The organism is Flavobacterium humi (assembly GCF_004745595.1).
GTDB lineage: Bacteria > Bacteroidota > Bacteroidia > Flavobacteriales > Flavobacteriaceae > Flavobacterium > Flavobacterium humi.
In genome coordinates this window covers 433,830-448,339 of record NZ_SRLH01000001.1, presented here as the reverse complement: position 1 = coordinate 448,339, position 14,510 = coordinate 433,830, and the positions used below count along the sequence as shown (strand labels likewise).

Annotated in this window: 12 protein-coding genes; 6 read left to right on the top strand and 6 right to left on the bottom strand. The window is 39.5% G+C overall.

Going from position 1 to position 14,510, the window contains the following annotated elements; all coding sequences use genetic code 11:
* Position 1: 1 nt before the first annotated feature.
* The 5 genes from E4635_RS01890 to pheT all read right to left on the bottom strand — a co-directional run bounded on the left by E4635_RS01890 (position 2) and on the right by pheT (position 5,539).
* Positions 2–883, bottom strand: coding sequence for a pirin family protein (locus tag E4635_RS01890; RefSeq protein WP_135524918.1), 882 nt, complete (start codon positions 881–883; stop codon positions 2–4).
* A 63-nt stretch (positions 884–946) separates the two neighbouring features.
* On the bottom strand, positions 947–1,264 hold the full coding sequence (locus E4635_RS01885) for a GNAT family N-acetyltransferase (protein WP_135524917.1): 318 nt from the start codon (positions 1,262–1,264) through the stop codon (positions 947–949).
* A 64-nt stretch (positions 1,265–1,328) separates the two neighbouring features.
* Entirely contained in the window at positions 1,329–2,207 is an 879-nt protein-coding gene (locus E4635_RS01880; protein ID WP_135524916.1) for a pirin family protein, read from the bottom strand.
* 103 nt (positions 2,208–2,310) lie between these two features.
* Positions 2,311–2,985 (bottom strand): hypothetical protein, encoded by a 675-nt coding sequence (locus tag E4635_RS01875; protein WP_135524915.1) that lies wholly within the window; start codon positions 2,983–2,985, stop codon positions 2,311–2,313.
* A gap of 133 nt (positions 2,986–3,118) precedes the next feature.
* A complete protein-coding gene (gene pheT / locus E4635_RS01870) occupies positions 3,119–5,539 on the bottom strand; it encodes a phenylalanine--tRNA ligase subunit beta (protein WP_135524914.1) in 2,421 nt (806 codons plus the stop codon).
* A 259-nt stretch (positions 5,540–5,798) separates the two neighbouring features.
* Between pheT and fabG the strand changes: the two genes are divergently transcribed.
* The gene (fabG, locus tag E4635_RS01865) at positions 5,799–6,545 is read left to right on the top strand and encodes a 3-oxoacyl-[acyl-carrier-protein] reductase (protein ID WP_135524913.1); all 747 of its coding nucleotides are present in this window, start codon (positions 5,799–5,801) and stop codon (positions 6,543–6,545) included.
* Between the two features lie 72 nt (positions 6,546–6,617).
* Positions 6,618–8,645, top strand: a complete 2,028-nt coding sequence (locus E4635_RS01860) for a hypothetical protein (RefSeq protein ID WP_135524912.1) — start codon at positions 6,618–6,620, stop codon at positions 8,643–8,645.
* 3 nt (positions 8,646–8,648) lie between these two features.
* Here E4635_RS01860 and E4635_RS01855 read toward each other — a convergent pair whose 3' ends face one another.
* Complete coding sequence (locus E4635_RS01855; RefSeq protein WP_135524911.1) at positions 8,649–10,736, bottom strand: LTA synthase family protein; 2,088 nt, start codon at positions 10,734–10,736, stop codon at positions 8,649–8,651.
* Between the two features lie 114 nt (positions 10,737–10,850).
* Here E4635_RS01855 and E4635_RS01850 point away from each other — a divergent pair, with 114 nt between their 5' ends.
* The 4 genes from E4635_RS01850 (at position 10,851) to hisG (ending at position 14,509) form a co-directional block, all read left to right on the top strand.
* Positions 10,851–11,519, top strand: coding sequence for a response regulator transcription factor (locus E4635_RS01850; protein WP_135524910.1), 669 nt, complete (start codon positions 10,851–10,853; stop codon positions 11,517–11,519).
* 2 nt (positions 11,520–11,521) lie between these two features.
* Positions 11,522–12,898: a sensor histidine kinase gene (locus tag E4635_RS01845; protein ID WP_135524909.1), complete on the top strand. Its 1,377-nt coding sequence runs from the start codon at positions 11,522–11,524 to the stop codon at positions 12,896–12,898.
* A gap of 28 nt (positions 12,899–12,926) precedes the next feature.
* Positions 12,927–13,415, top strand: coding sequence for a hypothetical protein (locus tag E4635_RS01840; RefSeq protein ID WP_135524908.1), 489 nt, complete (start codon positions 12,927–12,929; stop codon positions 13,413–13,415).
* Positions 13,416–13,651: 236 nt separating this feature from the next.
* Positions 13,652–14,509 carry an ATP phosphoribosyltransferase gene (gene hisG, locus E4635_RS01835; RefSeq protein ID WP_135524907.1) on the top strand — a complete coding sequence of 286 codons (858 nt, stop codon included), beginning with the start codon at positions 13,652–13,654 and terminating at the stop codon, positions 14,507–14,509.
* Position 14,510 lies beyond the last annotated feature (1 nt).

Here is a 14,510-nt window from a genome sequence, read left to right as displayed (position 1 = left end):
TTTAGAATTTTACAGGTGGTGGAAGGGGTACAAATTCGGTTTCTCCGGGAACTTTTGGAAATGTTTGGTTTTCCCAGTCTTTTTTGGCTTTTTCGATGCGTTCTTTGGAAGTCGAGACGAAATTCCAGAAGATAATCCGTTCTTCAGGGAAAGCTTCCCCTCCGAAGATATAAATTGTGGTATTTTCGCCCATTTCGAATTCGCAGAGCTTGCTGTCATTGGCGATAAGGATTTGTTTGGGCCCGAAAACCGTTCCTTCGCTTGTAATGTTGCCTTCCAGGATATAGAGCGCGCTTTCTCCAAATAAATGGTCCCCAAGGTTGATTTTTTGGGCTGATGTGCTTTTAATTTCGATAAAATACAAAGGACTGTGCACCGGAACCGGGGATTTATGGCCCAGGACTTCTCCGGCAATGAGTTTGAAGGAAAGATCGTTTTGGGTCCAATGCGGGATATCTTCTTCTTCTACATGGGCAAAAGCCGGATCCATTTCTTCCAGTTCTTTAGGCAAAGCCACCCAGATCTGGAGCCCGTGGAGCATTTTGTCTGAGGTACGAAGGTATTGTGGCGTCCTTTCCGAGTGTACGATCCCCTTGCCGGCAGTCATCCAGTTTACGGCTCCAGGCTTGATTTCGACTTCAGTGCCCAGACTGTCTTTGTGCATGATGCTGCCTTCAAAAAGATAGGTCAGTGTGGAAAGCCCGATGTGGGGATGGGGCGGGACATCCAGGTTTTGATAGTCTTTTAAGTGCGCAGGGCCCATATGGTCGATAAAAGCAAAAGGGCCAACGGTACGTTTCTCCCGGAAGGGAAGCAAGCGGCCAACCATGAAATTGCCAATGTTGGCGGCGCGTTCTTCTATGATAAGTTTGATGTTTGACATACTCTTTTTGTAAAGGCTTAAATTAGGTAATTTTTAGTTTGGATGCTATTATTTATGGCTAAATCAGGATTGTTCAAACCCTTTGAAGCTTTTGTCGACGATCCTTTTCCATTCCGGATGCCTTTTTATATAAGCGAAAACCAGTGGACATAGAGGGATTAAGGTGTACTTGTTTGCTTCAATATAATCGAGTGTTTTTTCAATCACGGCCGTAGCGGCACCTTTGCCTTCGAGTTCGGGAGCTGCTTCCGTATGGATGAGTGAAATAATCCCAGGTTGCTCTTTATAAACAATCAGGGCTTTGTAGCCATTGACAGTAATTTCAAATTGATGGTCTTTTTCGTTTTTAAATAATTTAATTTCAGTATATTCTGGTTTCATAGTGGATATGGTTATGTTTTTGTAATGAGTCAAAACAGCCGGATGATTGCCCGGCCGTTTGTATTTAATCTTCGAGATACCCAAATTTCCCCAGGTTCACGTCATTGAAAGCTTCTATAATTTCTTCCCGAGAATTCATGACAAACGGGCCATGCGCAAAGATAGGCTCTTTGATCGGTTCGCCGCTTAGCACCAAAACAATAGTGTTTTCAAGGGCTTCAATCGTGAAATCTTCTCCTTTGTTTTCAAATAAAACCAAATGATCGGTGGCTACGGTTTGAGAATCATTTATTTTGATGCTTCCTTCAATGACCAGCAAAGCGGTATTGTAATGCGCCGGGAAGGAGAAGGCTGCTTTTCCTCCTTTGTTTAATTTCGCATTTTGCAAATGTACGGGAGAAAAGGTAGACGCAGCGCCTTTTGTCCCTTTATAATCCCCGGCAATGACTTCAATGGTACCTGCATTTTCGGGCAGTATATATTTACTAATCTGTTCATTGGTAATCCCTTGGTATTTAGGTGCAGACATCTTGTCTTTTGCCGGAAGGTTGACCCAAAGCTGTACCATCTGGAAAATTCCGCCTGTTTTACTGAATTCCTTTTCATGGTATTCTTTGTGCAATACTCCTGACGCGGCTGTCATCCATTGTACATCGCCTTCGCCAATAATCCCGCCGCCGCCGGCACTGTCATGGTGGGCCACTTTTCCTTTATAGGCAATGGTGACTGTTTCAAAACCACGATGCGGATGCACGCCAACACCTTTTGGTATCTCGGAAGGAGGGAAATGGTATTTGGAATTGTAATCGAGCATGATAAAAGGACTCATTCGTTCCATGCTTAAGCCGGGAGCGCCCGGTATAAAATTATGGACTCTGAAACCGTCACCTACAAAGTGCGGAGTGCCAGGAGCAGCTACTAATGCTATATTTTTTGTTGCCATTGTGTTTGTTTTTACTATTGTTACACAAAGTTACTTTAAGATAGGGGCAAAAGCACTTAATTTAGATTAAGAAATGGAAATCCATTGGTACTGCTCTGGTTGTTTAATTGTAATATTCACTGTTCCAGTTGTATATGCTGAAATTTTTCCCTTTCCAGAAACAATAATACAAAAGGATGGCACAATACGATTTGAAAATAAACAGGAAAGAGATGAGTTTTATGGTATTGTAGTTTTCATGGCCGTAACTTTTAAAAGGAATCAGGAAAGTAGTCAACAGGCTCATTATCAGGATTGACAGGATCATGGTTCCCAGGTTCTTAAAGGGAAGTACCCGCCATTTCCGAAGTGCATTGAGGTTGTTTCCCCATTTATGCACCAAGTAATAATAATCATTTCCGATAGGGACAAATAATAAAGGATCGTCTGCATTCTTCAATTTTAAGGCCTTTGCGGGAGCGATGATCTTGAAGCTGTGGAGTACCGTTTGGTGGCTGCTTTCTATATGGTCAATCTGGAGTTGCGCCTCTTCGGGAATGTCCATTTTGTAATACTTCCGGTCCAGGAAACGCAAGCGGTAATCGACACATATTTTTTGAATCGTCCGGATGTGGTAAATCCTGGAGGTTTCCAAAGCGTTGGTATATAGTTTGTTGACAGCTGTGAATTCATGAGTGTGCCCTTGGTCATTTAGAATGCTTTGCGCGTATTGCAAAGGGCCGGATGCAGTACGTGCGGCCATTAGTTTTTCTTCAATATTGATATTGTTAAAAAGCATAGGAGAAGTTTAACATCCATAAAATTAATGATTTACAGATTGGATTGCAATAAAGAAGGCAAGTTTAACATTCACCATAAAAAAAGCCCCTGAATAATACAGAGGCTTTTGTAATGGGATAATAATTTAGGATTTAGCGGAGCGTAGCGCCAAATTCAGTTTCGAAATTTTGTGCCAGCTTGCTAATTACCTTATCAATTTGCGAATCGGTCAATGTTTTGGTGTTATCCTGGAGTATAAAGCTGATCGCGTAGGATTTTTTGCCTGACGGAAGGTTCTTGCCTTCATACACATCAAAAAGATTTACTTCCTTTAGTAAGGTTTTTTCCGTTTTTTTAGCAGATTCGAACAATTGCGCGAACTCTACCTGGTTGTCCAGCAGCAAGGCCAAATCACGTCTTACTTCAGGGTATTTCGGGATTTCGGTATATTTGATATTGTTTGAAATCTGTTTCAGGATAGCGCTCCAGTTGAAATCGGCAAAAAATACTTCTTGTTTGATATCAAAATGTTTTAAGACCGATTTTTTAACCGTTCCGAATTCCACCAACGTCGAATTCCCCATTTCATAGATCATTCCTTCGGCAAATACATCTGTTTTTAAAGGCATTGCCATGATTTTATTCAATCCGAGCCTTTCCAGGATGGCCAAAACATATCCTTTGAACAAAAAGAAATCAGATGGCTTTTGGGCCGAAGTCCAGCTTTCCTGGTTCCTGTCACCGGTTACAAGCAAGGTCAGGTGGTTGTTTTCCTGGTAACCGGACAATAATTTATGGTATGATTTCCCGAATTCAAACAGTTTCAGGTCATGGTTCCTCCTGTTGATATTGTAAGATACCGCTTCCAGCCCTGAAAAAAGCAGCGACTGCCGCATTGCAGATAAGTCATTGCTTAAAGGATTTAGCATTAACACATTATTGCTTTCATTTAAACTGTCGCTTAAGGCAATGTAGCTTGGCGAAGTCAGGGAATTGGCCATCATTTCGTTAAATCCGCTCCCTACCAATAAATTGGCCACAATATTCTGGATTTTATAATCTTCAGTTCTTGAGGAATGAGAAGTGGATGCGTTGAGTTTTTGCGTGAAAGCGATATTGTTGTATCCGTAAACCCTCAGGATTTCTTCAATAACGTCAATTTCGCGGGTAACGTCTACGCGGTATGCGGGAATGACAAGGCCTAAACCTACTTTAGAAATACTATTCACTTTAATGTCAAGTGAAACCAATATTTTTTTAATGACATCATCCGAAATTTCCTGCCCGATGAGCTTGTTAACATTCTCAAGGTTCAGGAATACCTGATGGTCTTCTATTTTTTTAGGATGTATGTCAACAATATCCGAAGTGATTTCACCTCCCGAAACTTCCTGGATCAGGATAGCGGCACGTTTCAGGGCATACTCGGTAATGCTTGGATCGATCCCTCTTTCAAAACGGAAAGAAGCATCGGTATTTATGGCATGCCTTTTGGCTGTTTTTCGTACGGAAACAGAATTGAAATAAGCGCTTTCCAAAAATACGGTAGTCGTATTATCGGTCACACCGGAATTTTTCCCACCCAAAACACCTGCAATGCAAAGCGGGCCTTTTTCATCACAAATCATGATATCCTCGCTGCTTAATGTGCGTTCTACATCATCAAGGGTTGTAAATTTTGTTCCATCGGTGGCATTCTGCACAATGATTTTCCCATGTATTTTGGAAGCATCAAAAGCATGCAGCGGCTGCCCTAGCTCATGGAGCACATAATTGGTTACGTCTACAATATTGTTTTTTGGGGTGATTCCGATGGCTTTTAGCCTGTTTTGCAGCCAGGCCGGGGAAATCCCCACTTTTACATTGGAAATGGTTATCCCGCAATACCTTGGTACCAATTTGGAATCCTCGACTTTCACATCGATTTTTAGTGTGCGTTTCTGAACGTTGAAGTTGGAAACCGAAGGCGTGATCAATTCAACATTTGTACCGCTTTGCAGCATTCCGGCCCTTAAATCACGGGCAGTTCCCCAGTGGCTCATCGCATCTGCACGGTTGGGTGTCAAACCGATTTCGAACACTTCGTCATTCTCGATATTGAAAACCTTTGCAGCAGGAGTCCCGGGAGCCAGTTTTTCGTCCAGGACCATAATCCCTTCGTGGCTGTCTCCAAGGCCCAGTTCGTCTTCGGCACAAATCATACCGTGGCTTTCCTCGCCTCTGATTTTCCCTTTTTTAATTTCAAACGGTTTACCTTCTTTATCATATAATACGGTACCAATGGTGGCAACAGGTACTTTTTGCCCTGCAGCTACATTACTGGCACCGCAAACAATCTGAAGAGGCGCATCGGTACCTAAATCAACGGTAGTGATCTTAAGCTTGTCAGCATTGGGATGCTGGATGCAGGTAAGGACATGCCCAACCACAATACCTTCTAATCCGCCTTTGACTGATTGGAATTTTTCAACACCTTCCACTTCCAAACCTAAATCGGTAAGCATGGAAGCTGTTTTTTCGGAATCCCAATCCGTTTTGATAAATTGTTTTAACCAGTTATATGAAATTTTCATTCGTAAATATTTATTTTAAATGTAATCTGTAAAATCCTTAAAATTGCACCGCAGCTAATCAACCCATTGGAAAATATCCTTTTCAGGGAATACATTGCAGCATCGCAAAGATATATATTGTTGTGCGTAGTATAAAAAAAAGTTGCCCTTTTTTAAAAGCACATATGAGCAAATATTTAATTAATCGTAAGTTTTTTTTAAACAGTAAACAATTTCTATATTTGTTTCGGAATTCAATTGTAAACAAACAAACTTTAAGATGAAATTATTAGAAGGAAAAACCGCTATAATTACAGGAGCGAGTAGAGGAATAGGACGTGGGATTGCAGAAGTTTTTGCAAAATACGGCGCAAATGTGGCATTTACATATAGTTCTTCTGCGGAAGCGGCTAAAATTTTAGAAGATGAATTGACGGCTTTGGGCGTTAAAGCCAAAGGATACCAATCCAATGCGGCAGATTTCAATGAAGCACAGAAATTAGTAGACGATGTTGTGGAAACTTTTGGTACGGTTGATGTTTTGATCAACAATGCCGGGATTACGAAAGACAACCTGCTGATGCGTATTTCGGAAGAAGATTTTGACCATGTGATCAATGTGAACCTGAAATCGGTTTTCAATATGACAAAAGCCGTACAAAGGATTATGCTTAAAAACCGTGCGGGTTCGATTATCAATATGAGTAGTGTTGTGGGTGTGAAAGGAAATGCCGGACAAACGAATTATGCCGCTTCAAAAGCAGGTGTTATCGGATTTACAAAATCGGTTGCACTGGAATTAGGCTCGCGAAACATCCGTTGCAACGCTATTGCCCCAGGTTTTATCGAAACGGAAATGACCGCAAAATTAAACGAAGAAGTAGTGCAGGGCTGGAGGGAGAATATTCCGTTGAAACGTGGCGGTACACCTGAAGATGTTGCCAATGCCTGCGTTTTCCTGGCGTCTGACATGAGTGCGTATGTAACCGGGCAGGTTATGAATGTTGACGGAGGAATGCTTACTTAATATTATCCATGTTCCGGTTTTTGAAGGATTCTTTCATGAACCGGGATATTCATTTAAAACAATCCTGAGAAAATGACTTCAAACACTATTTTATTGATACTGCTTTCTATTGGAGTAGCGTTTGGACTGTCATTTTACCAATATTTATATAAAGTCAAAAACAAGTCAAAGCTGATTTTGTTTTTGGCTTTTTTGCGTTTTGCCTCTGTTTTTTTGATTTTATTGTTGTTGATAAACCCTATTATTTCAAAGAAAACATTTGAAACCGTTAAAACGCCTTTGCCTATTATTGTTGATAACTCGGAATCGATACATTTTCTGAAACAGGACAGTACCGCCAGGCTGCTTTCCGGTAAGTTAATGGCAAATAGTGAGTTAGCGGCCAAATATGATGTGCAATTGTATTCTTTTGACGACGATTTTTATTCTGGGATACCATTGGATTTTAAGGGAAAGCAATCCAATATCCATAAAGCGGCGCAAAACCTGAAGCAGTTGTACAGAAACCAAAGTTTTCCGGTTGTTTTGTTATCCGATGGAAATCAGACCATAGGAGAGGATTATGTGTACAGCTTCCAACAGAACACTTCGGTGTATCCTTTGGTTTTAGGCGACACGACATCCTTTTTGGATTTGAAGGTCAACCAGCTGAATGTCAACAAATACGCTTTTCTCAAAAATAAATTTCCGGTTGAAGTTTTCCTGCAGTACAATGGCAATAAGAATGTGAACGCTTCTTTTAGCATTCAACAAGGGAATACGACGATCCACAAACAAAACGTCTTTTTTTCGGCTTCTAAAAAATCACAGCAGATTTCCGTATTGCTGAATGCTGATAAAGTAGGAGTTCATACGTACAAAGCCGTGATTTCTTCTGCTGAAAACGAAAAGAATAAGTACAACAATGTTAAGAATTTTGCTGTTGAAGTAATTGACCAACGTTCTGAAATTGCTTTGATTTCGGCTATAAACCATCCCGACCTAGGTGCTTTAAAACGCGCTATCGAATCTAATCAACAACGTAAGGTAACTATAATCAAACCAAAGGATATCAGTCAACTACAAAACTACAATGTCCTGATTTTATACCAACCAAATGCCGAATTCAAATCGGTCCTGGACCAAAACAGCAAACTCAAAATAAATACGTGGACCATTACGGGAAATGCTACGGATTTTAATTTGCTCAACCAGTACCAGGATCAGGCCCAGCTGAGAATGTCGGGTCAGAAGGAAGAATATTCAGCCGATTTTAATAGCCAGTTTAATGCTTTTGCTTTGGACAATATTGGTTTTGAACAATTTCCGCCGTTGGAAAACCCTTTTGGGACGATTGTTTTAAAAGGAAATACCACCACGCTGTTGCAATCCAGGATACGGAATATCAAGACCGATAGTCCTTTATTGCTTTTTGCAGAAAGCGCAAACGGCCGGAACGCTTTCCTTTTTGGGGAAAATATATGGAAATGGCGCGTTGAAAGCCACCTCAGGACAAAATCGTTTGAGCAATTTGATATTTTTGCCAATAAGATTATTCAGTATTTGGCATCCAATGCTGCTAAAAAGTCATTAATCGTTTCCAATGAAAGTTTTTATAATTCCGGGGAAACCATTGAAATTTCTGCTCAATATTTCAACAAAAACTTTGAATTTGACGAAAACGCCCGCTTGACCATCCATCTGAAAAACAAGAAAACAAACGAAACCAAAATTTTCGATTTCTTAAAAGGAAATGCCGAGTACAAAGTGAATATTGAAGGTTTAAGTGCTGGTAATTATAGTTTTACCGTAAAAGAAAACAACAGCAAAACCTCTTACACCAGTAGCTTTGAAGTGTTGGATTTCGAGATTGAAAAACAGTTCGTGAATCCGGACGTGCCAAGACTAAAACAAGTGGCAAGCAATACCAATGGTGTTGTTTATTATCCGCATCAGGTAGACAAACTGATAGATTTTCTATTGAAAAACGAAACATATCTTCCTGTACAAAAAGCCATTACCACAAAATCTCCGTTGCTGGATTGGGTTTGGATCTTACTCTTTTTAGCTATATTGTTTGCTGCCGAATGGTTTATCCGAAAATACAACGGATTGCTTTAAGCATCAGAGTTTTTGGTATTTATTCGTTTTTAAGATCTCCGATGTGCTTTGGTAAAAGGAAATCGTTTGATTGACCAAATCCTGGTTTAGCTCTTTACGGGGTTTTTCTTCGTAATGTATTGGCGCCGCTGTGTTTTTGGAAGAAGCAATAAGGTCAAATTGTTTTATTTTCTGCTTTGGCGAAATGACGGTCAAAATATTGTCTTTCACAAAACCTAAATCCTGATACGTGGCAATAAACGCTCTTGGTTTATAATTTGCCTGGAATACATCCTGTCCATAAAATTTGCTTTGGTACTGAAAATGCAGCAAGGCTATGACCGTTGGCATCACATCAATTTGGGACATCAAGGTGTTGAATTTTTCAGGTTTTACGAAGCCCGGAGCGAAAACCATCGCCGGAATATGGTATTTTTCCATTGGCAATTCTGTTTTTCCGGAACTCGAAGCGCAATGATCCGCCAGGATAACAAAAACGGTATTGGAAAACCAGGGCTGTTTTTTTGCCTTTTCAAAAAATCTCCTGATGGCAAAGTCTGTATATTTGACGCCGCCTTCACGGGATTTTGCATCGGCCGGGATATCAATCCTGTTTTCAGGATAGGTGTAAGGCCTATGATTGCTGACAGTCATGATATGGTTGAAGAAAGGCTTATTCTCTTTCGATTCTTCGTTCATAACAGTAATGGCTTTATCGAAAAGGTTCTCATCGCAAACGCCCCAAACATTCTGAAAAGTAATCTCGCTGGGCAAAAATCTCTTTTTATCGATGATATCATAGTTGTTTCCGCTGAAAAAATCCTCCATATTGTCAAAAAAAGCATCACCTCCATACAGAAATTTGACATTGTAGCCTTTTTGCTTGAAAACGCTCCCGGTTGAAAACTTATTTTTATTGTCTTTTCTTTTCACGACACTCTCACCGGCTGTTGGCGGAATAGACAATGTAACGGCTTCCAAACCTCTTACTGTCCGGTTTCCGGTAGCGTATAAATCAGTAAATACCAAGCTTTTTGTGGCCAGGGAATCTAAAAAAGGGGTAATTTCCTGGTCATTTCCGTATGTTTTTAGAAAATCTGCGCTCAAACTTTCCACCGTGATCAGGACGACGTTTTTATGGTTTTCTTTTCCGTCGGATGTAATTTGCCGTGCAGAAGAATTGTTGGAAATTCCCGGCATTTCCTGTTTTAAAAGCGCAAAAGCATCTCTTTCGGGCAATGTTTTGTAAAATTTGAAATAATCAAGTTCACTGTTTTTAAAGGCCAGGTAAAATTTATAAATACCGTTTGCCTGTAGTTCGTCCTTAAAGATATTTTGAGAGTTTTCGGTGGAAGCCAATGCAGGAATTGCCAGCAGTGAAATCAGTAACAAAACTCCATAAGCAGCGGTAATTTTTACTTTGGTTACAAAATCCGGAAGGTTTTCCAAATATGCCCGGGTTTTTTTAACAATATAAAAAGTGGTCAAGAATGAAAGCGTCCCAATAGCTAAAAACAAAGGAAGCACAGGATAAGATTCTATGATATTGCCAATTACGGTATTGGTATATACCAGGTAATCAACAGCAATGAAATTGTATTTTACCCCAAATTCATTCCAGAAAAAGTATTCGCTGACGGCATTCTGGATGATGGCCAAAACAAAAATGAAAATAGTAATGGAATACAAGCCTAACCGGATAGGATTGCGGTATTTCGGCAAAAAAAGCAATAATCCGAATAAAACGGTTTTCAGCCCAATGAAACTCATCCCGATTTCAGGCAAAACGCCGCCATATTCATTGAGTATCGTATTGAAAAAGGATACATATACCAACAATCCTGCTAAAATACCGAAAATGATATAGCCCCATGGTTTGCTGAATTTTTCATTGGATAAAAAGAGCAGGTAGAGCCACAAAATGCTTCCGGCCAACAGGAAAACAAACCCATCGGAAATGATTCCCAACCCAAAAATCTTGACCAGGTCCAAAAAGGAGAAATTGGTTTGCGTTATAGGATTGAAAAGAAGCGTCAATCTCAGAATAGTATTTGTAACTCCGTAAAAAAGAAGCAAATACAAAAAAGGAGTGGTTTTATTCAGGGCTTTCATTGTAAAAATAATGTGAACAAACCTATAAAATCAAAAACATAAAAAACTTAAGTTTTGCTTAAGAAGAGTATATTTGTACTACAGCAAACCATTTGATTAAACCTGAAACAAACCATGCGTATCTTAATTATTGAAGATGAAACCGGGATTTCCAACTTTTTGAAGCAAGGACTTGAAGAACAAGGGTATGAAACATCGGTTGCAACAGACGGATTACAGGGAATTGCGTTGGCCAAAAAGCAAAAACCGGAACTGATCCTGCTCGATTGGATGCTGCCAAAGCTTACCGGGATTGAGGTTTGCAAAAAAATCAGGGAAAAAGACAAGAAAACACCCATACTATTTCTTACGGCAAAAGACACGATCCAGGAAACTATTGAAGGTTTAAAATCTGGGGCGAATGATTATATAAAAAAACCGTTTAGCTTTGAAGAACTCCTGGAGCGCATCAAGATCCATTTTCGAAATGAGGGAACAGCTAAAATAATTACTTTGGGCAATATTGAGATAAATCTGCTGAAACATTCCGTTTTAGCCGGCGGCCAGGAGGTGAATTTTACCCAAAGGGAATTCGATTTGCTGCAATACCTGATCGAAAACAAAGGAAGGGTCTGCACCCGGAACGAAATCATCGAAAATGTTTGGGGTATCCATTTCGAATACGATACGGGAGTAATTGATGTTTTTATGAATGCCATCCGTAAAAAACTGAAAATCAATAAAGAAGAAGAATTTATCAAAACAATCCGCGGAGTAGGCTACATGGCGGATGATACTCACTAATTATGCCGCAGTTTTCATTTAAAAACAGGATTGCCTTGCACTATATAATCTCAACAGCCTTGTTGGTTGGGTTTGTTTTCGTAGTTATATACGCTATTGTGCGATGGAGCGTTTTCAATGATGTCAATGCGGATATCAGGCATGAAATTGACAATCATTTCAAGGAAATGAAATTCGATGAAGAGAAAATTGTCTGGATTAACGAAAAAGAATGGGAAGAAAGGGAACATAAGGAAATCAATATTGATCCGGTATTTGTTCAGATTACCGATACAAAAGGAGCTTCCATCGAAAAATCGCCCAATCTTAAAGAACATAATTTAAGCCTGGACAAAAAAACTTCGGAAATATTCTACACGACAAAATTTAAAGAACAAATCATCCGCCAGGCGCAGGTTCCTATTTTTATAAAAGGAGAAGTCAAAGCATACCTGCTCATCGCAATGTCTTTGGAAGATGCGACTTCAGTGCTGAACAATTTGAGCCGGGTGTTGTTTATTTTATATCCGATCGTACTTCTGATATTGTTCTTTTTTGCCCGGTTTATTGCCGGAAGAAGTATAAAACCGGTAAATTCGATTATAGAAACCTCCAATTTAATTACACCGGATAACCTGAAATACAGGATTTCGCTGCCGCAGAATAAAGACGAGCTCCATCAACTTTCCAGGAATATCAACAGTCTTTTGGACCGGATTGAAAATGCAGTTGAAAGAGAAAAACAATTTACATCTGATGCTTCTCATGAGCTTCGGACTCCTTTAACTTCAATTAAAGGTACACTTGAGGTTCTGATACGTAAAACTCGTGTAAAAGAAGAATATGAAGAAAAAATAAAATTCTGCATCACAGAAGTTGACCGCTTGAATATATTAGTAGACGAATTGTTATTATTGGCCCGTTTTGAAAACCAGAAACAAAACATAAAACAGGAACCAGTATATTTGAATGCTTTGATACTGGATGTTTTGGCCCGTTATTCGGAAGAATCAAATCAATTGGGAATCAAGTGTAAAACTTTTTTTGAAGCGGATTTCCATGTTACATCCGATTATGATATGGTAGCCATTATCTTTTCCAATTTAATATCTAATGCCTTAAAATACAGCCATGAGGGCGGCACTTTATCTATATCTCTCGTGCAAAACGGAAAAAAAATCATAGTGCAGGTCCTGAATTCGGGGATAGGCATTCCTGAAGAAGAACTGGATAAGATATTCAATCCTTTCTTTCGTTCCGATTTGACAAAAAAACACGGAATAAAAGGCACCGGGCTAGGATTGTCAATTGTCGAGAGGCTTTGCGGGTTACTAAAAATCGACATTGAAATCAACAGTCAAATCAACCAGGATACCATAGTACAGCTTACTTTCAAATAAAAGTATTACATTTATAAAAAACAAACGTATGAACGACGCGCATTTGCACATGGTGGTAAACCACTTCCCAATTATCGGATTATTTTTTGGTTTTGGTATTTTGCTTTATGGGATCATCAGGAAAAACACGCCTCTGATCAACACGGCATATACTATTTTTATTATTTGCATGATTATGGGCAAAATCTCCATGTTTACTGGTGAAAAAGCAGAAGATATTGTTGAAAATTTAGGTATTTCGCATGATTTGATCCATGAACATGAAGAACTGGCAGAAGGTTTTATGAAAGTGTTATACGCTTTAGGAATCGTTTCCATTTTCGGTTTATACCTGAACGGGAAAAGGCATTCCAAAGCCAATTTCATGGCTTATTTAGCCGTGGTTTTGTCGCTTGTTTCAGTAGTATTGTCTAAATCAGTAGGCACTTCCGGCGGTGAAATCCGTCATACGGAAATCAGGAAAAACCCAGTAAATGCTAATCATTCGGCTGAATCCGAATCTGTTGAAAAAAAATAAAAACACTTTTTTCGAAAATAAATTTGCTTCTTTCAAAAGAATCCGCTTACATTTGCACCTAACAAAAAGAATTATGTTTTTAAATCAATTACATCATCATCATCTGTCCCACGCTCGAGCGAGGTAGTGATGGTATTGTAATAACCATATAAACTAGTAACCCGTTTGAGTATATCAGACGGGTTTTTTGTTTTTCATAACTTCCTTTTGGTATACTCATAAAATTAATTCAAATCATGAGTATTTTAAAAATTGCCATCCAAAAATCGGGGCGCCTCAGCGAAGAAAGCGTCCAAATCCTGAAAGATTGCGGGATTTCTGTTACCAATGGAAATGACCAGTTGAAGGTCGCAGCGTCCAATTTCCCGTTAGAAGTTTATTTTCTCCGCAATTCCGATATTCCCCAATACCTCGTTGATGGAGTGGTAGACGCGGCCATAGTGGGCGAAAATCTTTTAACAGAAAAAAACCAGGCCATACAAATCGTGGAAAAACTGGGTTTTTCAAAATGCAAAGTCTCCATAGCGGTCCCTAAATCTTTTAATTACAATACTATAGAAGACCTGAATGGACTAAAAATTGCCACGTCTTATCCTAAAACCGTTTCGGATTATTTTCGGTCTAAAAAAGTAGGGATAGAAATCCATGAAATTTCAGGATCGGTAGAAATAGCTCCAAATATAGGCCTTTCCGATGCTATTGTCGATATTGTTTCCAGCGGAAGTACTTTATTCAAAAACAATTTGAAAGAAGTCGAGGTAATCCTTACAAGCGAAGCCGTCCTGGCTGTTTCGCCTTCCATTTCAACCGCTGCGAAAAGTATCCTGGACAAGCTTCAATTTCGGATCCAATCTGTTTTGCGTGCACGGAAATCAAAATACATCCTGATGAATATACCCGATGCAAAAATCCCCGAAGTGAATAAAATCCTACCGGTTTTAAAGAGCCCGACAGTAATGCCTCTTGCACTAAAGGGTTGGAGCAGCGTACATTCTGTAATTGATGAAGAGAAATTCTGGGATGTGATCGATCAGCTCAAAGCAGCCGGTGCGGAAGGGATTTTAGTATGTCCAATTGAAAAAATAGTTTCCTAAA